Source organism: Pseudomonas furukawaii, assembly GCF_002355475.1.
In the GTDB taxonomy this organism is placed as follows: Bacteria; Pseudomonadota; Gammaproteobacteria; order Pseudomonadales; family Pseudomonadaceae; genus Metapseudomonas; species Metapseudomonas furukawaii.
In genome coordinates this window covers 1-20,741 of record NZ_AP014862.1, presented here as the reverse complement: position 1 = coordinate 20,741, position 20,741 = coordinate 1, and the positions used below count along the sequence as shown (strand labels likewise).

General features: G+C 62.6%; 18 protein-coding genes. 9 read left to right on the top strand and 9 right to left on the bottom strand.

Annotated features, from left to right (window positions below):
- Positions 1–1,026 (bottom strand): LysM peptidoglycan-binding domain-containing protein, encoded by a 1,026-nt coding sequence (locus KF707C_RS00090; RefSeq protein WP_003458058.1) that lies wholly within the window; start codon positions 1,024–1,026, stop codon positions 1–3.
- A gap of 141 nt (positions 1,027–1,167) precedes the next feature.
- On the opposite strand from KF707C_RS00090, the gene def reads away from it, so the two are divergent.
- Genes def through KF707C_RS00065 form a run of 5 tightly spaced genes read left to right on the top strand, consistent with a single transcriptional unit; the run spans position 1,168 to position 5,706 of the window.
- Complete coding sequence (gene def, locus KF707C_RS00085; RefSeq protein ID WP_003458057.1) at positions 1,168–1,674, top strand: peptide deformylase; 507 nt, start codon at positions 1,168–1,170, stop codon at positions 1,672–1,674.
- A gap of 56 nt (positions 1,675–1,730) precedes the next feature.
- Positions 1,731–2,675, top strand: coding sequence for a methionyl-tRNA formyltransferase (gene fmt / locus KF707C_RS00080; RefSeq protein ID WP_003458056.1), 945 nt, complete (start codon positions 1,731–1,733; stop codon positions 2,673–2,675).
- Positions 2,672–3,985, top strand: a complete 1,314-nt coding sequence (rsmB, locus tag KF707C_RS00075; protein WP_003458055.1) for a 16S rRNA (cytosine(967)-C(5))-methyltransferase RsmB — start codon at positions 2,672–2,674, stop codon at positions 3,983–3,985. The genes fmt and rsmB overlap by 4 nt, the downstream gene beginning before the upstream one ends.
- 11 nt (positions 3,986–3,996) lie before the next feature.
- Entirely contained in the window at positions 3,997–5,370 is a 1,374-nt protein-coding gene (trkA, locus tag KF707C_RS00070; protein ID WP_003458054.1) for a Trk system potassium transporter TrkA, read from the top strand.
- A 12-nt stretch (positions 5,371–5,382) separates the two neighbouring features.
- Positions 5,383–5,706 (top strand): tetratricopeptide repeat protein, encoded by a 324-nt coding sequence (locus KF707C_RS00065; RefSeq protein WP_003458053.1) that lies wholly within the window; start codon positions 5,383–5,385, stop codon positions 5,704–5,706.
- A gap of 91 nt (positions 5,707–5,797) precedes the next feature.
- Here KF707C_RS00065 and KF707C_RS00060 read toward each other — a convergent pair whose 3' ends face one another.
- The 3 genes from KF707C_RS00060 to KF707C_RS00050 form a co-directional block, all read right to left on the bottom strand.
- Positions 5,798–6,064: a PilZ domain-containing protein gene (locus tag KF707C_RS00060; protein ID WP_036994641.1), complete on the bottom strand. Its 267-nt coding sequence runs from the start codon at positions 6,062–6,064 to the stop codon at positions 5,798–5,800.
- A gap of 108 nt (positions 6,065–6,172) precedes the next feature.
- Positions 6,173–7,060, bottom strand: a complete 888-nt coding sequence (locus tag KF707C_RS00055; RefSeq protein WP_003458051.1) for a lysophospholipid acyltransferase — start codon at positions 7,058–7,060, stop codon at positions 6,173–6,175.
- 56 nt (positions 7,061–7,116) lie between these two features.
- Positions 7,117–7,668 carry a DNA-3-methyladenine glycosylase I gene (locus tag KF707C_RS00050; RefSeq protein ID WP_003458049.1) on the bottom strand — a complete coding sequence of 184 codons (552 nt, stop codon included), beginning with the start codon at positions 7,666–7,668 and terminating at the stop codon, positions 7,117–7,119.
- A 231-nt stretch (positions 7,669–7,899) separates the two neighbouring features.
- Between KF707C_RS00050 and glyQ the strand changes: the two genes are divergently transcribed.
- From glyQ to KF707C_RS00030, 4 genes are read left to right on the top strand one after another with little or no spacing between them, the layout of a single operon-like run.
- Complete coding sequence (gene glyQ, locus KF707C_RS00045) at positions 7,900–8,847, top strand: glycine--tRNA ligase subunit alpha (RefSeq protein WP_003458047.1); 948 nt, start codon at positions 7,900–7,902, stop codon at positions 8,845–8,847.
- Positions 8,844–10,889 carry a glycine--tRNA ligase subunit beta gene (glyS, locus tag KF707C_RS00040; RefSeq protein ID WP_003458045.1) on the top strand — a complete coding sequence of 682 codons (2,046 nt, stop codon included), beginning with the start codon at positions 8,844–8,846 and terminating at the stop codon, positions 10,887–10,889. The genes glyQ and glyS overlap by 4 nt, the downstream gene beginning before the upstream one ends.
- A gap of 43 nt (positions 10,890–10,932) precedes the next feature.
- A complete protein-coding gene (gene gmhB, locus KF707C_RS00035) occupies positions 10,933–11,505 on the top strand; it encodes a D-glycero-beta-D-manno-heptose 1,7-bisphosphate 7-phosphatase (protein ID WP_108703085.1) in 573 nt (190 codons plus the stop codon).
- A 14-nt stretch (positions 11,506–11,519) separates the two neighbouring features.
- Positions 11,520–12,302, top strand: coding sequence for a lysophospholipid acyltransferase family protein (locus tag KF707C_RS00030; protein WP_036994639.1), 783 nt, complete (start codon positions 11,520–11,522; stop codon positions 12,300–12,302).
- A 116-nt stretch (positions 12,303–12,418) separates the two neighbouring features.
- Here KF707C_RS00030 and KF707C_RS00025 read toward each other — a convergent pair whose 3' ends face one another.
- From KF707C_RS00025 to dnaA, 5 genes are all read right to left on the bottom strand, one after another.
- The gene (locus tag KF707C_RS00025) at positions 12,419–12,610 is read right to left on the bottom strand and encodes a hypothetical protein (protein ID WP_003458040.1); all 192 of its coding nucleotides are present in this window, start codon (positions 12,608–12,610) and stop codon (positions 12,419–12,421) included.
- Between the two features lie 1,480 nt (positions 12,611–14,090).
- Complete coding sequence (gyrB, locus tag KF707C_RS00020; RefSeq protein WP_003458036.1) at positions 14,091–16,511, bottom strand: DNA topoisomerase (ATP-hydrolyzing) subunit B; 2,421 nt, start codon at positions 16,509–16,511, stop codon at positions 14,091–14,093.
- The gene (recF, locus tag KF707C_RS00015; RefSeq protein ID WP_003458034.1) at positions 16,508–17,614 is read right to left on the bottom strand and encodes a DNA replication/repair protein RecF; all 1,107 of its coding nucleotides are present in this window, start codon (positions 17,612–17,614) and stop codon (positions 16,508–16,510) included. The genes gyrB and recF overlap by 4 nt, the downstream gene beginning before the upstream one ends.
- 7 nt (positions 17,615–17,621) lie before the next feature.
- Positions 17,622–18,725 carry a DNA polymerase III subunit beta gene (gene dnaN, locus KF707C_RS00010; RefSeq protein ID WP_003458032.1) on the bottom strand — a complete coding sequence of 368 codons (1,104 nt, stop codon included), beginning with the start codon at positions 18,723–18,725 and terminating at the stop codon, positions 17,622–17,624.
- A 29-nt stretch (positions 18,726–18,754) separates the two neighbouring features.
- Positions 18,755–20,215: a chromosomal replication initiator protein DnaA gene (dnaA, locus tag KF707C_RS00005; protein ID WP_036994635.1), complete on the bottom strand. Its 1,461-nt coding sequence runs from the start codon at positions 20,213–20,215 to the stop codon at positions 18,755–18,757.
- Positions 20,216–20,741 lie beyond the last annotated feature (526 nt).

The window sequence follows — 20,741 nt, the reverse complement described above, 5'->3', positions numbered from 1 at the left end:
TTACGGGTTGTGTACCTTGTCCAACACCGCCAACTGGCGGGTGGCGGCCAGGACCAGGCCATAGCTCAGCTTGTCGTAGGTGCGGAACACCATGAGCAGGCCGGCGCGCTCGTCCGGGATCTTGATGAACTCGTCGGTCACGCGATCACGCACGGTCTCGCCGGTCTTGTAGACCGCCAGCACGTTGCCCTCCACCAGGCCGTCGCGCTTGCCCTTGTTGATGGTGACCACGTCGAACTGGCCGATCTGGGTCACGCCACGGGGCACATCGAGGATCACGCCGCTGACATCCCGGGCCGGCGCGCTGGGCATGAAGGTGGAATTGATCGCCCGCTCCTCGGTGGGGAACAGGCGGTCGCCCAGGCGTACTTCCTGGGTCGAGCGGGTCAACTGCAGGGTGCCGATATCGCCTTCGTCCGCCACCATCTCGCCGCCGCCGATGTCGTCGGCGTTGATGCCGAGGAATTCCTTGGTCTCGGGGTCGATGTAGGTCTTGCCCTGGCGGAAGATGCCGTAGGCCGGCTGCTCCTGGGAGAAGTTGCCACGGGCGTAGACCCGATCACCGGCACCGCTGACCACGCGTTCGGCATTGCCGGCGACGATATAGGGTGCGGCCTCGAACTCCTTGGGATCGTCGACGATGCGGTTGGTCAGCAGGAAGGCGTTGATGGCTTCCAGCGGAATGGTGGGAATCGCCTCCGCCATGGGCGTGCTGCGCACCTTGGGGGAGAGCTTGATGGTGCCGCGGGAGTCACCACGGTTGAGCATCAGGCGCGGCTGGCCATCGACGTAGACCAGGCTGAGGACATCGCCGGGATAGATGAGGTGCGGGTTCTCGATCTGGGGGTTGGCGTGCCAGATCTCCGGCCACTTCCACGGCTGGCGGAGGAACTTGCCGGAAATGTCCCAGAGCGTATCGCCCCGGACCACCGTGTAACGCTCCGGATGGCCCTCCTTGAGCTCCACCGCAGCCTGGGTCAGCCCACTGGCAGCCAGGAGCAGCAGGGCGAGTAGTGATTTCCTCATGCGGTGAATCCCTTTATTATGTTCATTCACATGAAACGCCCTGAGAGCCGCCCCAACCGGGCTCTGCAGCCGTTTTTCGATGCTGCTCACCATCTTAGCAGCGGATTTTCAACTTATTCCACAAGTGCATCACAAACGCATATGGCGATTCTGAACATTCTCGAATTCCCCGATCCGCGGCTGCGCACCATCGCCAAACCGGTGGATGTGGTGGACGACTCCATCCGCACGCTGATCGACGACATGTTCGAAACCATGTACGCCGCCCCGGGTATCGGCCTGGCCGCCACCCAGGTGAATGTGCACAAGCGCGTGGTGGTGATGGACCTGTCCGAGGACAAGTCCGAGCCCCGGGTCTTCATCAACCCGGAGTTCGAGCCCCTCACCGAGGAAATGGACCAGTACCAGGAAGGCTGCCTGTCGGTACCCGGCTTCTACGAGAACGTCGACCGCCCGCAAAAGGTGAAGATCAAGGCCCTGGACCGTGACGGCCAGCCTTACGAGCTGATCGCGGAAGGCCTGCTGGCCGTGTGCATCCAGCACGAATGCGACCACCTCAACGGCAAGCTCTTCGTCGACTACCTGTCGTCCCTCAAGCGCGACCGCATCAAGAAGAAGCTGGAAAAGCAGCATCGCCTCCAGGCTTGATGCCCACCTGTCCCAAAGGCTTGCCCCGGCAAGCCTTTTCTTTTTGGTAAGTACCCATGACCGAGCCACTGCGACTCATCTTTGCCGGCACCCCGGAATTCGCCGCCGAGCACCTCAAGGCCCTGCTGGGCTCCCGTCACCAGGTCATCGCCGTCTACACCCAGCCCGACCGGCCGGCCGGCCGTGGCCAGAAGCTGATGCCGAGCCCGGTCAAGCAACTGGCCGTGGAACACGGTATCCCGGTGCTGCAGCCGCCGACCCTGCGCGATGCCGCCGCCCAGGACGAACTCAGGGCCCTGGGCGCCGACCTGATGGTGGTCGTGGCCTACGGCCTGATCCTGCCCCAGGCGGTGCTGGACACCCCGCGCCTGGGCTGCATCAACAGCCACGCCTCGCTGCTGCCGCGCTGGCGCGGCGCTGCGCCCATCCAGCGGGCGGTGCAGGCGGGCGATGCCGAGAGCGGCGTGACCGTGATGCAGATGGAGGCCGGCCTGGACACCGGTCCCATGCTGCTCAAGGTCAGCACCCCGATCTCCGACTCCGACACCGGCGGCAGCCTCCATGACCGCCTCGCCCAGCTTGGGCCCCGGGCCGTGCTCGAGGCCATCGAGGGCCTGGCCGCCGGCACGCTGGTGGGCGAGGTGCAGGACGATGCCCTGGCCAACTATGCCCACAAGCTGAACAAGGACGAGGCGCGCCTCGACTGGAGCCGCCCGGCCGCCGAACTGGAACGCCTGGTGCGCGCCTTCAATCCCTGGCCCATCTGCCACACCCTCCTCGACGGCCAGCCGCTCAAGGTCCTCGCCGCCGCCCCGGGCGAAGGCCGGGGCCAGCCCGGGCAGGTACTGGCCGCCAGCAAGGATGGCCTCACCGTGGCCTGCGGCGATGGCGCCCTGTGCCTGACCCGCCTGCAATTGCCGGGCGGCAAGCCCCTGGGCTTCGCCGACCTGTACAACAGCCGCCGCGAGCAGTTCGCCGTCGGCAAGGTGCTGGGCGCATGAACCCTCGCCTCGCCGCCGCCCGCGCCCTGGCCGCCGTGCTCAACGGCAAGGCCTCCCTGGGTGGCAGCCTGCCGCCGCTGCTGGACAAGGTGGAGCCCCGCGACCGCGCCCTGGCGCAGGACCTGGCCTTCGGCACCGCCCGTTGGCAGCCACGCCTCTCGGCCCTGGCTGAGCGCCTCCTGCAGAAGCCGTTCAAGGCCACCGACAAGGACGTGGAAGCCCTGCTGCTGGTGGGCCTCTACCAGCTCTTCCACACCCGCATCCCGGCCCACGCGGCGCTCGGCGAGACCGTCGGCTGCGTCGACAAACTGAAGAAGCCCTGGGCCAAGGGCCTGCTCAACGCCGTGCTGCGCAACGCCCAGCGCCAGGGCGCGTCGATCCTCGACGAGTTGGCCCGCGACCCGATGGTGCGTACCGCCCACCCACGTTGGCTGCAGAAGGCCCTCAAGGCCGCCTGGCCCGAGCACTGGGAAGCGATCTGCGCCGCCAACAACGCCCACCCGCCGCTGATCCTGAGGGTCAACCGCCGCCATGGCAGCCGCGACGCCTACCTGGACGAACTGGCCGCCGCCGGCATCGCCGCCGAGGCGTGCCGCTATAGCCGCGACGGCATCCGCCTGGTGGAAGCTCGCGACGTGAAGACCCTGCCGGGCTTCGCCGAGGGTCGCGTCAGCGTGCAGGACGAAGCCGCGCAACTGGCCGCCGACCTCCTCGAACTGGCCCCCGGACAACGCGTGCTGGACGCCTGTTGCGCGCCCGGCGGCAAGACCTGCCACCTGCTGGAGGCCGAGCCCGGCCTCGCCGAGGTGGTCGCCGTCGACCTGGAGGAAAGCCGCCTGGTGCGGGTGCGCGAGAACCTCCAGCGCCTGGGGCTGGACGCCCGACTGATCGCCGCCGACGGTCGCGATACCGCGAGCTGGTGGGACGGCAAGCCCTTCCAGCGCATCCTGCTGGACGCCCCCTGCTCCGCCACCGGCGTGATCCGCCGCCACCCGGATATCAAGCTCACCCGCCAGGAAGCCGACATCGCCGCCCTGGCCCAGCTCCAGGGCGAGCTGCTGGACGCCCTCTGGCCCACGCTGGACGTGGGTGGCGTGCTGCTCTACGCCACCTGCTCGACCTTGCCCCGGGAAAACAGCGAGAACATCGCCGCCTTCCTCGCCCGCACCCCCGGCGCTCGCGAGTTGGACATCCCGGGACCCTACGGACTCAAGCAGCCCCATGGCCGCCAGTTGCTGGCGCAGGAAGACGGCCATGACGGGTTCTACTATGCCAAGCTGATCAAGATCGCCGCCTCAGTGCGCGGCTAACGGAGCGAGCAGTGAAGATCATCATTCTCGGTGCGGGCCAGGTCGGTGGAACCCTGGCGGAACACCTGTCCGGCGAAGCCAACGACATCACGGTGGTGGACACCGATGGCGATCGCCTGCGCGACCTGGGCGACCGCCTCGACATCCGCACCGTGCAGGGACGCGGCTCCTTTCCCACCGTGCTGCGCCAGGCCGGGGCCGACGATGCGGACATGCTGGTGGCGGTGACCAACAGCGACGAGGTGAACATGGTCGCCTGCCAGGTCGCCTACACGCTCTTCTCCACACCCACCAAGATCGCCCGGGTGCGGGAAGCCGCCTACCTGACCCGCGCCGGCCTGTTCGACAACGAAGCCATACCGGTGGACGTGCTGATCAGCCCCGAGCAGGTGGTCACCAACTACATCAAGCGCCTCATCGAGTACCCCGGCGCCCTGCAGGTGATCGACTTCGCCGAGGGCAAGGCCCAGCTGGTGGGGGTCAAGGCCTACTACGGCGGCCCGCTGGTGGGCCAGGAGCTGCGCCAGATCCGCGAGCACATGCCCAACGTGGACACCCGCGTGGCGGCCATCTTCCGCCGCAACCGGCCCATCCTGCCCAAGGGCGACACCGTGATCGAGGCCGATGACGAGGTCTTCTTCATCGCCGCCAAGGCCCATATCCGCGCAGTGATGAGCGAACTTCGACGCTTGGAGGACAGCTACAAGCGTGTCGTGATCGCCGGCGGCGGCCACATCGGCGAGCGCCTGGCCGAAGCCATCGAAAGCCGCTACCAGGTGAAGATCATCGAGATGAACCCGGCCCGCTGCCGGCATCTCTCCGAAGTCCTGGACAGCACCATCGTGCTGCAGGGCAGCGCCTCCGACCGCGACCTGCTGGTGGAGGAGAACATCAGCGACGCCGACATCTTCCTGTCGCTGACCAACGACGACGAAGCCAACATCATGTCCTCGCTGCTGGCCAAGCGCCTGGGCGCACGCAAGGTGATGACCCTCATCAACAACCCCGCCTACGTGGACCTGGTGCAGGGCGGCGACATCGACATCGCCATCAGCCCCCAACTGGCCACCATCGGCACCCTGCTGACCCACGTGCGCCGCGGCGACATCGTCAGCGTGCACTCCCTGCGCAGGGGCGCGGCCGAGGCCATCGAGGCCATCGCCCACGGCGACGCCAAGTCGAGCAAGGTGGTGGGCAAGCGCATCGAAGACATCGCACTGCCACCGGGCACGACCATCGGCGCCATCATCCGCGACGAGGAAGTGCTGATCGCCCACGACGACACGGTGATCGAGTCCGGCGACCACGTGATCCTCTTCCTGGTGGACAAGAAGTACATCCGCGATGCCGAGCGTCTGTTCCAGGTCGGTCTCACCTTCTTCTAAAGGAAGCTCGCCATGCTCGAAGGACTGGAAAAGATGCTGGCCAAGGGGGTGGACAACCCCCTGCTGCGCTTCGGACTGGGCAAGGGCTACCTGGACCAGGGGGACACCGCCACCGCGGCGATGCACCTGCGCCGCTGCGTGGAACAGGACCCGAAGTACTCCGCTGCCTGGAAACTGCTGGGCAAGGCGCTGGAAGCCCAGGGCGACCTCGGCGCAGCCCGCGACGCCTGGACCGAGGGCCTGGCGGCTGCCCGGGCCCATGGCGACAAGCAGGCGGAGAAGGAGATGACGGTCTTTCTGAAACGTCTGGAGAAGCGCGGCAGCTCGCCGGCCTGATGGCGAGCGCGCCTCCCGGCGGCCTCACGGGCGGGCCGACCACGCATCGGCGGGACCCGACGCCAATTAGGCGCATCTGCGCAGCGAAGGCTTAGTCGCGCTCGATGAAACGGAAGCCGGCGCCCTCGGCATCCACCCGCATCACTTCCATCTGCAGGATCGGCGCCTCGATCGGCAGGTCCTGCACCTGACCGGAAACGATGCTGCCCACGGACAGGGCGGCCAGGTCGGGGTGGCGGACATAGACGCCGCCATCGGACAGGTCACGGGTCTGGGCGATCAGGTCGCCGAAGCTGGGGTGGCTGATCTTGATCCTGCACTTCATCGGAGTTCGGGGATATTGCCGCTGGTTCGCCATGGGATCGCTGGGTCCTGAGCCGGTTCGCTGCAAGGTTAATACGGTCAATCGCGAAAGCGCACAAGCCCGCCGTTGGCATGAAGAAGGCGCCCTCGGGCGCCTTCTTCGTCAGTACCACTTCTTCTCGCCCTCGGGGCGCTTCTTGAAGCGCTTCATGCTCCACATGTACTGGGTCGGGTAAGCGCGCACGTACTTTTCCACCACCGCGCTCATGGCCGCCACGCCCTCTTCCACGTTCTCGCTGTACATGCCGTCCGGTGCCGCTTCCAGGATGACCTTGAAGCCGGAGCCATCAGGCAGGCGCAAGGCATGCAGGAAAACCCCCCGGGCCTTGCCGCCGGCCAGCATGCCGGGCACGAACTTGCTGGTGAGCGCCTGGGTGCCGAGGAAGGGTACGAAGACCCCGGCGGACAGGCTCGGCTCGGGGTCGGCGGGAATGCCGACGGCACCGCCCTTGCGTACTTCCTTGATGACGCTGAGGATCCCCTCCTTGGTGGAGGGCGCCACGCGGTTGCCCAGTTGGACGCGCTGCTTCTGCAGCAGCTCATCCACCGCCTTCAGCTTCGGCGGACGGTAGAAGATGATGGGTTTGCACTGGTCGCAGTAGAAGTGGTTCAGCACTTCCCAGTTGCCCAGGTGGCTGGTGATGCCGACCACACCCTTGCCACTGGCCAGGGCCTCGTGGAGCACATCAAGCCCTTCCACCTCACGCACCAGGGCGATGGACTTCTCCGCCGGCCAGATCCAGGCGCAGGCGCTCTCGGTGAAGGTACGACCGATGTCCATCAGGCTGCGTCCCACCCGCTCCTCCAGCTCCGCCGGCGACAGCTCGGGAAAACACTTGGACAGGTTGATCCGTACCACCTCGCGGGAACGGTTCGGCAGCTTCCACATCAGCCAGCCGATGGTGGCCCCCACGGCCTGCACGGCTCGCCAGGGGAGCAGGGCAAAGAGGCGCAGGAAGCCCACGACCAATGCGCCTTTGAGCTTATCCACAGGCATCTCCAGGTGATCGAAAAGCGCGCATTCTACCGCGATAGGCCGCCGGCGCCTCAGCCAACGAGCTCCCGGTAGCGATAACAGTCGGTGGTGTGGTCCATGACCATGCCGGAAGCCTGCATGAAGGCATAGCAGATGGTCGGGCCTACGAAGGTGAAGCCGGCCTTCTTCAGCGACTTGCTCATGGCCTCGGCTTCCGGGGTGATCGCAGGCACCTCGCCACGGCCGTTGAAGTGGTTGATCTTCGGCACGCCCCCCACGAAGGACCAGAGCAGCGCCACCGGGTCTTCCTGGCGCAACCAGGCCTGGGCGTTCTGCCGCGCGGCCCGGAGCTTGGCCAGATTGCGGATGATGCCGGGGTCCTGCATCCGCTGCTCGATCTCTTCGTCGCTCATCACCGCCAGGCGCTTGGGGTCGAAGCCGAACAGCACCTCGCGATAGCGCTCACGCTTCCGGAGGACGGTGATCCAGGACAGGCCGGCCTGGAACCCCTCCAGCAGGAGCAGTTCGAAGAGCGCGCCTGCGTCTCGCAGGGGCACGCCCCACTCGGTGTCGTGGTAGTCGATGTACAGCGGGTCATCGTTGCACCAGAAGCAGCGGGTCATGGCAATCCGTCCTGGAAAGTGGGGGAGCGCTACTATAGGCGTCCAACTGTATAAAAAAACAGTGCCCAGCAATGACCCAGCCGAACTGGCACCTCGTCCGCCACAAGGGATGCGCATTACGCAGAGCCGACGCGATGCCAGGCGCCGAAACGCCTGGCGTTGCTGGGTTCGGCAGGAGTCGATCAGGTATACTCCGTGATTTTCCGTCGAAGCCCAGCACAGGTAAATTTCGTGAGCCAGACTACGCCTGCCGTGCGCACCTTCCAAGACCTGATCCTCGCCCTGCAGCAGTACTGGGCCGAGCAGGGCTGCGTGGTGCTCCAGCCCTACGATATGGAAGTGGGCGCCGGTACCTTCCACACCGCCACCTTTCTCCGTGCCATCGGTCCGGAGACCTGGAACGCCGCCTACGTGCAGCCGTCCCGCCGCCCGACTGACGGCCGCTACGGCGAGAACCCGAACCGCCTGCAGCACTACTACCAGTTCCAGGTGGTCCTCAAGCCCAATCCGGAAAACTTCCAGGAGCTGTACCTGGGCTCGCTGAAGGCGATCGGCATCGATCCGCTGGTTCACGACATCCGCTTCGTCGAGGACAACTGGGAATCGCCGACCCTCGGCGCCTGGGGCCTGGGTTGGGAGATCTGGCTGAACGGCATGGAAGTCACCCAGTTCACCTATTTCCAGCAGGTGGGCGGCATCGAGTGCTACCCGGTGACCGGCGAGATCACCTATGGCCTGGAGCGCCTGGCCATGTACCTGCAAGGCGTCGACTCGGTCTACGACCTGATCTGGACCGACGGTCCCTTCGGCACCGTCACCTACGGCGACGTCTTCCACCAGAACGAAGTGGAGCAGTCCACCTTCAACTTCGAGCACGCCAACGTGCCGAAGCTGTTCGAGCTCTTCGATTTCTACGAGAGCGAGGCCAATCGCCTGATCGAACTGCAATTGCCGCTGCCGACCTACGAGATGGTCCTCAAGGCCTCCCACACCTTCAACCTGCTGGACGCCCGTCGCGCCATCTCGGTGACCGAGCGCCAGCGCTACATCCTGCGCGTGCGGACCCTGGCCCGCGCCGTGGCGCAGAGCTACCTGCAGGCGCGCGCCCGCCTCGGCTTCCCCATGGCCACCCCTGAACTGCGCGACGAAGTACTGGCCAAGCTGGAGGCTCAAGAATGAGTGCACAAGATTTCCTGGTAGAACTGGGCACCGAAGAGCTGCCTCCCAAAGCGCTGAAATCTCTGGGTGACGCCTTCCTCTCCGGCATCGAGCAAGGCCTCAAGGCCGCCGGCCTTGGATATGCCAAGGCCCAGGTATTCGCCGCACCACGCCGCCTGGCCGTATTGGTTGAACAGCTGGCGACCCAACAGCCGGACCGGACCGTCAACCTCGATGGTCCGCCGGTGCAGGCCGCCTTCGATGCCGAAGGCAAGCCGACCCAGGCGGCCCTGGGCTTCGCCCGCAAGTGTGGCGTCGACCTGGAGCTGATCGACAGGAGTGGCCCCAAGCTGAAGTTCAGCCAGAGCATTCCCGGACAGCCCGCTGCCGGCCTGCTGCCCGGCATCGTCGAAACCTCGCTGGCCGCCCTGCCCATTCCGAAACGCATGCGCTGGGCCGCGCGCCGCGAAGAGTTCGTCCGTCCGACCCAGTGGCTGGTGATGCTCTTCGGCGAAGAGGTGGTGGATTGCGAGATCCTCACCCGGAAGGCTGGCCGGGAGTCCCGTGGCCATCGCTTCCACAACCCGGACAATATCCGTATCAGCAAACCGTCCACCTATCTGGAAGACCTGCGCAGCGCCCACGTGCTGGCCGACTTCGCCGAGCGTCGCGAGATCATCGCCAAGCGCGTGGCTGAACTCGCAGCCGAGCAGAAGGGCACCGCGGTGGTTCCCGCCGACCTGCTGGACGAGGTCACCGCGCTGGTCGAGTGGCCGGTGCCGCTGGTCTGCGCCTTCGAGGAGCGTTTCCTCGAGGTTCCCCAGGAAGCCCTGATCGCCACCATGCAGGACAACCAGAAGTACTTCTGCCTGCTGGACGCCAACGGCAAGCTGCTGCCGCGCTTCATCACGGTGGCGAACGTCGAGAGCAAGGACCCCGCGCAGATCATCTCCGGAAACGAGAAGGTGGTGCGGCCGCGTCTCACCGACGCCGAGTTCTTCTTCAAGCAGGACAAGAAGCAGAAGCTGGAAACCTTCAACGAGCGCCTGAAGAACGTGGTGTTCCAGGCCCAGCTCGGCACCGTCTACGAAAAGGCCGAACGGGTATCCCGCCTGGCCGGCTTCGTTGCCACCCAGATAGGCGCCGATGCGGCCCGCGCCGAGCGCGCCGGCATCCTCGCCAAATGCGACCTGGCTACCGAGATGGTCGGGGAGTTCCCCGAGATGCAGGGCATCGCGGGCTACTACTACGCGAAGAACGATGGCGAGGCCGACGACGTCGCCCTGGCGCTGAACGAGCAATACATGCCCCGTGGTGCTGGCGCCGAACTGCCGCAGACCCTCACCGGTGCCGCCCTGGCCATAGCCGACAAGCTCGACACCCTGGTGGGCATCTTCGGCATCGGCATGCTGCCCACCGGCAGCAAGGACCCCTTCGCCCTGCGTCGCCAGGCCCTGGGCGTGCTGCGCATCCTGATCGAGAAGCAGCTGAACCTCGACCTGGCTGCCGCCGTGGCCTTCGCCGTCGAACTGTTTGGCGCCAAGGTGAAGGCCGATGGCCTGGCCAGCCAGGTGCTGGACTTCATCTTCGACCGCCTGCGCGCACGCTATGAAGACGAAGGTGTCGACGTCGCCGTTTACCTGGCCGTCCGCGCCGTGCAGCCGGTGTCCGCACTGGACTTCGACCTGCGTGTGCAGGCCGTTCAGGCGTTCCGTGCCCTGGCGGGCGCCGAGGCCCTGGCTGCCGCCAACAAGCGCGTATCCAACCTGCTCGGCAAGGCTGAAGGCCAGGTCCCGGCGAACGTCGACGGCGCCTTGCTGCAGGAGCCGGCGGAGCAGGCCCTGGCCCGTGCCGTGGCCGCCGCCGAAACCGCAGTGGCCGCCGGTGGCAGCTACCGCGAGACCCTGGAGCGCCTGGCCGCCCTGCGCGAGCCGGTGGACGCCTTCTTCGACAGCGTGCTGGTGAATGCCGAGGACGCCGCCGTCCGTGGCAACCGCTACGCGCTGTTGGCGAAGCTGCGCGGCCTGTTCCTCGGCGTGGCCGACATCTCGGCACTGGGCTAAGGCGGTTGCGGGCCACAGGCAGCCAGCGGCAGGACTCGATCCGATGCACGCACGCTGCTTGTGGCTCGCCGCTCAGGACGCATCAATGAAACTACTGATTCTCGACCGTGACGGCGTCATCAACGAAGACTCCGACGCATACATCAAGTGCCTCGAGGAATGGATCCCCATTCCCGGCGCCATCGCTGCCATCGCACGCCTGAGCCGGGCGGGCTGGACAGTGGCCGTGGCCACCAACCAGTCCGGTATCGCTCGTGGTTACTACGACCTGGCGACCCTCGACGCCATGCACGCACGCCTGCGCGAAATGGTGGAGGAGCAGGGCGGTGAACTGGGCATCATCCAGTACTGCCCCCACGGGCCGGACGAGGGCTGCGATTGCCGCAAGCCACGCCCGGGCATGCTCAGGCGCATCGCCGAGCACTATGGCGTGGAGCTTGCTGGAGTCTGGTTCGTTGGCGACAGCAGTGGTGACCTGGACGCCGCACTCGCCGTCGATTGTCAGCCCGTGCTGGTAAAAACCGGCAAGGGCGAGCGGACGCTGGCCAAGGCATTGCCGGCAAGCACCCTGGTATTCGACGATCTAGCGGCAGTCGCCGCGCATCTCCTTCAGTAAGGTCCCAAGCTCCCATGACGACTGTGCAGGCCATCAGAACCTTCCTCTTCTACCTGCTGCTGTCGCTGAGCGCCTTTATCTGGGGCACGCTGAGCCTCTTTTTCGCGCCCTTCATGCCATTTCGAGCCCGTTACAACTTCGTGGTGCGCAGCTGGTGCCGATTCGCCGTCTGGTTGACCCAGGCGGTAGTGGGCGTCCGCTACGAAGTGCAGGGCCTGGAGAATGTGCCACAGCAACCCTGCGTGATCCTTGCCAAGCACCAAAGCACCTGGGAGACCTTCTACCTCTCGGGAGCCTTCGAGCCGCTGAGCCAGGTTGTGAAGCGCGAGCTGCTGCGGGTGCCGTTCTTCGGCTGGGCGATGGCCCTCATGAAGCCCATCGCCATCGATCGCAGCAACCCCAAGGCCGCACTCAAGCAACTGGCCGCACAAGGCGACGAACGCCTGAAGCAGGGCGCCTGGGTCTTGATATTCCCGGAAGGGACCCGCGTTCCCGTCGGCCAGATGGGCAAGTTCTCTCGTGGTGGCGCCGCCCTCGCGGTGAACGCCGGCCTTCCCGTGCTCCCGGTGGCCCACAACGCCGGACACTACTGGCCCAAGGAAGGCTGGGCGAAGCACCCGGGTACCATCCAGGTCGTCTTCGGTCCGGTGATGTACGCTGAAGGCGAGGGGCCCAGGGCCATCGCCGAGCTGAACGATCGCGCCTTCGCCTGGGTCGAGGCGACTCAGCTCGAGATCGAAGGTGACAGGCCGGGCGTGTCCACGGAAGCCGTCAGCCATTCTGTGGATAAGCTGTGAACAATATTTTGGCAACTCGCCGGATTCATCACGCAAGCCCTTGAATTACAAGGCTTGGCGTTTTGCGCTAAACCTTAGCGAGAAAGTGCATAACACTTTCTCGCTTCCCCCTCTGTTCATCCCTTCAAATAACCCGAATCCAGGGCGTTGAAGCAACGAATGATCCGCTCGCGGTCCACGTCGGGAAAGTTCTTCTCGGTGAGCACCACCAGTACGGCCGGCTTCACACGACCCGAGCGCAACTGCCGAATCATGTAGTCACTGATTTCCTCGTCGGAGGTGCTCGACTGTGGTTTCTCGTCACTCATGGCATCGCTCCTGCGAGCTTTTCAGGGCATTTGCACGCACGTGAAACCTCACCGACGTAACTGGTGCGAGACGAAAGGGGCTGGGGGCAAGGAAGGGAAACACCATTACTGAATACCAGAAAGCACTGAGGGGAGCCTGGGCTCCCCTCAAATGTTATTTCGATTTCTTGTTGTTGTTTTTATCGGTGTTCGTTGTTGTTTTTAGCTTTCGGTTACTAGCGAACCGAAGATGGCAGGTCCCAACATGGACCGAGGGCAAACGGATTTTTTTGGACGCTGATCATGCCATCGTCATTTCTGAACCAACCGGAGCGCCGCTACCTCAAGGTAGTTTTATTCTTCTGTTGCTCTGGTCACCGGGTATGGAACGACACACCCTGTCCAAAAAAATCGGTTTGCTTCTTCTCTGGGCTGTTGTTCTTGTTTTTTCAGAGTCGAAATATTCTTTTTGAAGCTTTTTATTGTTGTTGTGCCATATAGAAAGCATTTGCCGTGCCAGCTTCTTAAAACCCTTATAAATCAATAGCTTAATAAAAACACCTTCAGAAAGACGACAAACGAACGGGCAATCTGTTCCCTTACGACCCGCTTTAGGTCCATCCCGGACGTACGAGGTAACACTTGTCCAACACCGCTTCGTTACCCCTGATGTCCGTGTGGACACACAGCTTTCGTAGACCAGGACCGCTACTAGCGGACGCTCGCCTCCCTGAGCGTGGACTATCGTTGCCATCGTCGTGGGGAGCGCTTTCCTGCTCGCTCGGATCAAGCAATTACAAAGAGTACGACAGACCCGAAATGCGATAGCCGATGCGGATTCGCAACCTGCCCATCTGCAGCTCCTCAACGTCGCCGAGGTGATCAGTCCGCTCAGTCAGTCAGCCCCAGTAGGTACCTCGCAGCAGCGGCTTCCTGATTCGAGCGTAACTTGCCGGCGTAACGGACATCGACGGGTTCTCCAGCGAAGCCGTTCATCCGGCTGTACCAGCGCAATCCCTTTTCATCCAGGCCCCTTCGCGGGCCGGCAATGCGCTGTGGACAGCGCCCATGATCCGAGGCTTGTTCCAGACGGACTCTGCAACGCCGCCTACCGAATACGCGTGTTCACAAGAGGGTCGGGGAGTTCCGGCTTGATGCGGTAGGTCTGGTTGCCCAGGGTCACGCTCACTGATGCGGGTGGCAACCGCCCACTGGCTCGCAGAATCATCGGCGCAATGCCCACAACCATCATCGGACCGGGGTGACAGCCTGAGCTTGGCGTCCGAACGCATCAAGACAAGCCCCCCGCGGGAAGAACGGAAGCCCAGCACTCGTAATCGGTCAGTTCAGATGAAGGTGGGCATTGCTGCGCCTACAGACCGCGAATACGGTTGGTTGGACCGGTAGGGCGTCCCAAGAGAGCTGGCCGATCTTAAAGAAAAACCCCGGCGCAGAGGCCGGGGTTTTGAGCTTTAACGCGACTATAGCCGTTCAAACCACATCACACGTCCAGGTTGGAAACTGCCAGCGCGTTGCTTTCGATGAAGTCGCGGCGGGGCTCCACGGCGTCGCCCATCAAGGTATTGAAGATCTGGTCGGCCGCGATAGCGTCCTCGATGGTGACCTTCAGCATGCGACGGACGTTCGGGTCCATGGTCGTTTCCCAGAGCTGCTCGGGGTTCATCTCACCCAGTCCCTTGTATCGCTGGATGGTGTGACGCTTGGTGCTTTCGGTCATTAGCCAGTTCAAGGCGTCCTTGAAGCTGTTGACCGGCTTCTTGCGTTCACCCCGCTGAACATAGGCGCCTTCTTCCAACAGGCTATTGAGCTGGCCTCCCAGTTCGGTTACCTGGCGATAATCGTTGCTGGCAAAGAAGTCGCGGTTGAAGGTGATGTAGTGGGACAGGCCATGGGCGGTCTGCTCCACTTCAGGCAACCAGAGGTGGCGTTCGCGGTCTTCACGCAAGCTGGCACTGTAGGTGAGGCCGGACTTCTCGGCCGCTTTCAGGCGAACCTGGAAACCTTCCAGCCAGGACTCCATCAGGGCCTTGTCGGCCAGTTCCTCTTCCTTCACGCGAGGCAGATAGATCATGTGCTCGGTGAGTTCCTGAGGGTAGAGTCGCGACAGGCGCTTCAGGATACGCATTACATTGCGGTAGTCGTTTACCAGGCGCTCAAGTGCTTCCCCGGAAAGGCCAGGCGCATTCTCGTTCACGTGCAGACTGGCATCTTCCAGCGCCGACTGGGTCATGTACTCATCCATGGCCTCGTCGTCCTTGATGTATTGCTCCTGCTTACCCTTCTTGACCTTGTACAGCGGCGGCTGGGCGATGTAGACGTAGCCACGCTCGATAAGCTCCGGCATCTGACGGAAGAAGAAGGTCAGGAGCAGAGTACGGATGTGCGAGCCGTCCACGTCGGCGTCGGTCATGATGATGATGTTGTGGTAACGGAGCTTCTCGATGTTGTACTCCTCACGCCCGATACCGCAGCCCAATGCGGTAATCAGGGTGCCGACTTCCTGGGAGGACAGCATCTTGTCGAAGCGGGCCTTTTCCACGTTGAGGATCTTGCCCTTCAACGGGAGGATGGCCTGGGTCTTGCGGTTACGGCCCTGTTTGGCCGAGCCACCCGCGGAGTCACCCTCCACGATGTAGAGTTCGGAAAGGGCAGGATCCTTCTCCTGGCAGTCGGCGAGCTTGCCGGGCAGGCCGGCGATGTCCAGCGCGCCCTTGCGGCGGGTCATCTCACGCGCCTTGCGCGCAGCTTCACGGGCACGAGCGGCGTCGATCATCTTGCCGACGACGGCCTTCGCCTCGTTGGGATTTTCCAGCAGGAAGTCGGCGAAGTACTTGCCCATTTCCTGTTCCACCGCAGTCTTCACCTCGGAGGACACCAGCTTGTCCTTGGTCTGGGAGCTGAACTTGGGATCAGGCACCTTCACCGAGATGATTGCGGTCAGGCCTTCGCGCGCATCGTCACCAGTAGTGGCGATCTTGTACTTCTTGGCCAGACCTTCCTGCTCGATGTAGTTGTTCAGGTGACGGGTGAGGGCAGAGCGGAAACCTGCCAAATGGGTACCACCGTCACGCTGGGGAATGTTGTTGGTGAAGCAGAGGATGTTTTCGTTGAAGCTGTCGTTCCACTGCAGGGCGACTTCGACACCGACTCCATCTTCTTCACGCTGGATATTGAAGTGGAATACTTCGTTGACGATGGTCTTGTTGGTATTCAGGTATTCGACGAATGCCTTGAGGCCCCCCTCGTACTTGAACATCTCCTCTTTGCCACTGCGCTCGTCGCGCAGCAGGATGCCAACACCGGAGTTCAGGAACGACAGTTCCCGCAGGCGTTTTGCAAGGATGTCCCAGCTGAAGTGGATATTGGTAAAGGTCTCTGCCGATGCCTTGAAGTGGACCTCGGTACCGGTGCCATCAGTTTCGCCCACGGCACGGAGAGGGAACTGCGGAACGCCATGACGATAGATCTGCTCCCAGACCTGGCCGGCGCGGCGAATGGTGAGACGCAGCTCTTCGGAAAGGGCGTTTACAACCGACACGCCGACACCATGAAGGCCGCCGGACACCTTGTATGTGTTGTCGTCGAACTTACCGCCGGCGTGCAGCACGGTCATGATGACCTCAGCGGCGGAAACCCCTTCTTCCTTGTGGATATCCACCGGGATACCACGACCGTTATCGCGAACGGTGATGGACTCGTCCGTGTGGATGGTGATGCTGATTTCCGAGCAGTAGCCGGCCAGCGCTTCGTCGATCGAGTTGTCGACGACCTCGAACACCATGTGGTGCAGACCTGTCCCATCATCGGTGTCGCCGATGTACATACCGGGGCGTTTGCGTACGGCATCCAGCCCTTTCAGCACCTTGATGCTGGAAGAGTCGTACGTGTTGTTCTCGCTCATGCTTCACTCCCGATGATCGTGGGGCTGATACAGCCATGTTCCACGTGGAACATGGCGACCGGCGTATCCGTGCGCCAGCCGTCCCGCAGAAATTCATGGTCAACGCAGGTGATGAACACCTGGCAATCCAAATCTTCCAGCAACCGGCAAAGTGCCTGTCGATGCTGCTCGTCCAACTCCGACGGTAAGTCGTCGACTAGATAGATGCACTGGCCGCGCTTCGCCTGATTGACCAGATGGCCCTGGGCGATTCGCAGGGCACAGACGACAAGCTTCTGTTGTCCACGCGAAAGGATATCTGCGGCATTATGTGCACCTGATCGCAATCGCAGATCGGCTCGTTGCGGACCCGCCTGTGTGTGCCCGAGTTGCTGATCACGGAGAAGGGAAGTGGCGAGCACTTCGGACAACTCCCGATCCTTGTCCCAGCCTCGGTAGTAGCTGAGGGAAAGACTGTCGAGTTCTACCAGATCAGCAAGAGTCCGCTCGAAGACCGGTTTCAATGCCTGAATGTAAGCGCGTCGATACTGGTCGATTTCGTCGCTAGCCAGACACAGTTCGCGGTCCCAGGCCGCCTGCGAAGCGGCGTCCAGTGTACCATGCCGGAGCCACGAGTTCCGCTGCCTCAGGGCCTTCTGCAGCCTTTGCCAAGCTGGAAGAAAGCGAGGTTCCACGTGGAACACCCCCCAATCGAGGAACTGGCGACGAATCTTCGGAGCACCTTCCAGCAAACGAAAGCTGTCCGGGTTGATCAGTTGCAATGGGAGCACTTCGGCCAGCTGAGCAGTGCTCTTCGCATTCTGCCCGTCGATACGAATCTGGAACTCCCCCTGCCGATCTCTTGAAATGCCGAGGTTGCTGTAGCCACCCTCCATAAGCCCAATCTGTCCGAACACCGTGCAAGCAGGCTGTTCATACTGGATCACGGGTTGAAGTCGAGTGCTGCGAAAGGAGCGGGCGAGGCCCAACAGGTGTATGGCTTCCAGCAGGCTTGTTTTGCCGCTGCCATTGGCGCCGTAGAGGATATTGATGCGGGGAGAAGGGGAGAGGGTCACCGGCTGCAGGTTGCGCACGCCGGTGACCGAGATACGGCTGAGTGACATCGAGTCGTTACAGACGCATCGGCATTACGACATAGGAAGAGTCGTCATTGTCGGCTTCCTGAAGCAGGGCGCTGCTATTGGCGTCCGACAGGATCAGGCGCACCTGCTCAGTGGACATGACGCCCAGCACGTCGAGGAGATAGCTGACATTGAAACCGATCTCGAGGTTGCCGCCGTTGTAGTCAACAGCCACCTCCTCTTCGGCCTCTTCCTGCTCCGGGTTGTTGGCCTGGATCTTCAGCTGGCCGGACGCAAGGGTCAGGCGAATACCGCGATACTTCTCGTTGGAGAGAATGGCAGTTCGACTGAAGGCCTCACGCAGCACCTGGCGATCTCCCACAACCAGTTTGTCGCCGCCACGGGGCAGCACCCGCTCGTAATCGGGGAACTTGCCGTCGACCAGCTTCGAGGTGAAGGTGAATTCACCCGTGGTAGCGCGAATATGGTGCTGACCCAGAACGATGCGAACCTCGCCATCCTGCTCGGTCAGAAGCCGCGCCAGTTCCAGGATGCCTTTGCGGGGAACGATTACCTGATGGCGATCCAGTCCCTCGATGCCAGTCTGCATGGAACACATGGCCAGGCGGTGGCCGTCTGTGGAGACAGCGCGCAGAACGCCACCATTCACTTCCAGCAGCATGCCGTTCAGGTAGTAACGCACGTCCTGTTGAGCCATGGCGAAGCTGGTGCGTTCGATCAGTCGACGCAGTTTGCTCTGCACCAGGCTGAAATTCAGCGAGCCAGGACCTTCCTCGACGGTGGGGAAATCATTGGCGGGAAGTGTGGAAAGGGTGAATTTGCTGCGACCTGCCTTGATCAGCAGCTTCTGCTCATCGACCCGGATATCGATCAGGGCGTCGCTCGGCAGGCTCTTGCAGATATCCATCAGCTTGCGAGCCGGTACCGTGATCTCACCAGGTTCAGCCGGTTCTTCCAGGGCAACGCGGCCAACCAGTTCGACCTCGAGGTCGGTACCCGTCAGCGACAACTGCTGGCCTTCGACCACCAGCAGCACGTTGGAGAGGACCGGCAAGGTCTGGCGGCGCTCGACGACGCCGGCGACCAGTTGCAGGGGTTTCAACAGGGCTTCGCGTTGAATTGTGAAATGCATGGTCTAGTCCCTTGCCTCTTGGGCTGCGGTCAGGTGGTGAGTGTACGCAGCAGATTCTTGTAATCCTCGCGGATGTCCGCGTCGGATTCCCTTAATTGCGCAATCTTACGACAGGCATGAAGCACCGTGGTGTGGTCTCGTCCGCCGAAGGCATCGCCGATTTCCGGAAGGCTATGGTTGGTCAGTTCCTTGGACAGGGCCATGGCCACCTGCCGTGGGCGAGCCACCGAGCGCGAACGGCGCTTGGAGAGCATGTCGGACATCTTGATCTTGTAGTACTCGACTACAGTGCGCTGAATGTTGTCGATGCTGACCAGCTTGTCCTGGAGGGCGAGAAGATCCTTCAGCGACTCGCGAATCAGCTCGATGGTGATCTCCCGTCCCATGAAGTGGGCATGCGCGATCACGCGCTTCAGCGCCCCCTCCAGCTCCCGCACGTTCGAGCGGATGCGCTGCGCGATGAAGAACGCAGCATCGTGGGGAAGATCCACCTTCGCCTGCTCGGCCTTCTTCATCAGGATCGCAACACGGGTTTCCAGCTCGGGAGGTTCCACAGCGACGGTAAGACCCCAACCGAAGCGGGACTTCAGGCGCTCCTCGAGACCTTCGATCTCCTTTGGATAGCGGTCGCTGGTGAGAATCACCTGCTGTCCACCTTCGAGTAGCGCGTTGAAGGTGTGGAAAAACTCTTCCTGCGAGCGCTCCTTACGTGCGAAGAACTGGATATCGTCGATCAATAGCGCATCGACCGAGCGATAGAAGCGCTTGAACTCGTTTATGGCATTGAGCTGGAGGGCCTTGACCATATCCGCGACGAAGCGCTCGGAATGCAGGTAGACCACCTTGGCATTCGGATTCTTCTTCAGCAGATGGTTACCCACAGCATGCATCAGGTGCGTCTTGCCGAGACCCACGCCGCCATAGAGGAACAGCGGGTTGTAACCGTGCTTCGGATTATCCGCCACCTGCCAGGCCGCCGCGCGCGCGAGCTGGTTGGACTTGCCTTCGACGAAGTTCTCGAAAGTGAAGGTGCGATTCAGGTAACTGGTGTGCTTCAAGGCACCTTCCACCTGCACCGAGCGCTCAGTACGAACGACAGGAGCAGGCACCACCGAAGCCAATGGATCGAGATTGTCGCGGTGTTCTTCCACGGTCTCGACACGCAGCTGCGATGGGGCAGGCGCGACGGGTGGTGGTGCCATCACAGGCGGTGGCGGTGGTGGAGCCTTGCGGGGAGCCGGGCTGCGCTTGCTGCCTATTAATAAGGAAAGGGCGGGTGCCAGGCCATTGCCTCGTTCGCCAAGCAATTCCAGGAGGCGGCCCATGTACTTCTCGTTGACCCAATCGAGCACGAACCGGTTCGGCGCATAGACGCGCAGTTCGTCCCCATCGGCTTCAACCTGCAAAGGGCGGATCCAGGTGTTGAATTGCTGGGCAGGCAGCTCATCGCGCAGGAGCTCAACGCACTGCTGCCAAAGTTCCACTGACACGGATATCCCCCAAGTCGGAAAGGTGCCGGACGCAAAAAAACAGGCCCCATTGTACCCAGCGTCCAGGGAGTTATCCACATGTAAAGGCGTGAATGGTTGAATAAAATCAAGATGTTATTCACCGCACAAGCTGAGCTGCGCATTGGCACGAATCTTGTGGATAACCCTTAGGTAACCCCCCTTTCCTGCCTGGGGAAAAGCCCATGCATAACTCCCCTGTGGGTAACTTGCCCTTCCACACCCAGCTTCCTACCAGTTACCCCACAACCAGGACACCTGTTGTGGACAGGGTTGTTATTGCGGTCCAGGCCACGGGGACCGTCGCTTTCTGAGAGTTTTCCACAGACGAGCGGCTTGCCAGCTTCTATAAACACATCAAGCCTTTCTTGAATATTTCCCTCTTTCTATATTCTGTTACCCAGCGGTGTTGGTTGGAAATTGACCTGCACTCGCCGTTTCACTAGAATTGCCGGTCTCTTTAAACGGGGGCCACTTCCGGCCCGTAGTGACCACCAGGTAAAGCATC

Excerpts from the sequence above, each read along its gene's own strand:
- KF707C_RS00090 (WP_003458058.1), bottom strand. The coding sequence starts at position 1,026 with ATGAGGAAATCACTACTCGCCCTGCTGCTCCTGGCTGCCAGTGGGCTG.
- def (WP_003458057.1), top strand. The coding sequence starts at position 1,168 with ATGGCGATTCTGAACATTCTCGAATTCCCCGATCCGCGGCTGCGCACC.
- fmt (WP_003458056.1), top strand. The coding sequence starts at position 1,731 with ATGACCGAGCCACTGCGACTCATCTTTGCCGGCACCCCGGAATTCGCC.
- rsmB (WP_003458055.1), top strand. The coding sequence starts at position 2,672 with ATGAACCCTCGCCTCGCCGCCGCCCGCGCCCTGGCCGCCGTGCTCAAC.
- KF707C_RS00065 (WP_003458053.1), top strand. The coding sequence starts at position 5,383 with ATGCTCGAAGGACTGGAAAAGATGCTGGCCAAGGGGGTGGACAACCCC.
- KF707C_RS00060 (WP_036994641.1), bottom strand. The coding sequence starts at position 6,064 with ATGGCGAACCAGCGGCAATATCCCCGAACTCCGATGAAGTGCAGGATC.
- KF707C_RS00050 (WP_003458049.1), bottom strand. The coding sequence starts at position 7,668 with ATGACCCGCTGCTTCTGGTGCAACGATGACCCGCTGTACATCGACTAC.
- glyS (WP_003458045.1), top strand. The coding sequence starts at position 8,844 with ATGAGTGCACAAGATTTCCTGGTAGAACTGGGCACCGAAGAGCTGCCT.
- gmhB (WP_108703085.1), top strand. The coding sequence starts at position 10,933 with ATGCACGCACGCTGCTTGTGGCTCGCCGCTCAGGACGCATCAATGAAA.
- KF707C_RS00030 (WP_036994639.1), top strand. The coding sequence starts at position 11,520 with ATGACGACTGTGCAGGCCATCAGAACCTTCCTCTTCTACCTGCTGCTG.
- KF707C_RS00025 (WP_003458040.1), bottom strand. The coding sequence starts at position 12,610 with ATGAGTGACGAGAAACCACAGTCGAGCACCTCCGACGAGGAAATCAGT.
- gyrB (WP_003458036.1), bottom strand. The coding sequence starts at position 16,511 with ATGAGCGAGAACAACACGTACGACTCTTCCAGCATCAAGGTGCTGAAA.
- recF (WP_003458034.1), bottom strand. The coding sequence starts at position 17,614 with ATGTCACTCAGCCGTATCTCGGTCACCGGCGTGCGCAACCTGCAGCCG.
- dnaN (WP_003458032.1), bottom strand. The coding sequence starts at position 18,725 with ATGCATTTCACAATTCAACGCGAAGCCCTGTTGAAACCCCTGCAACTG.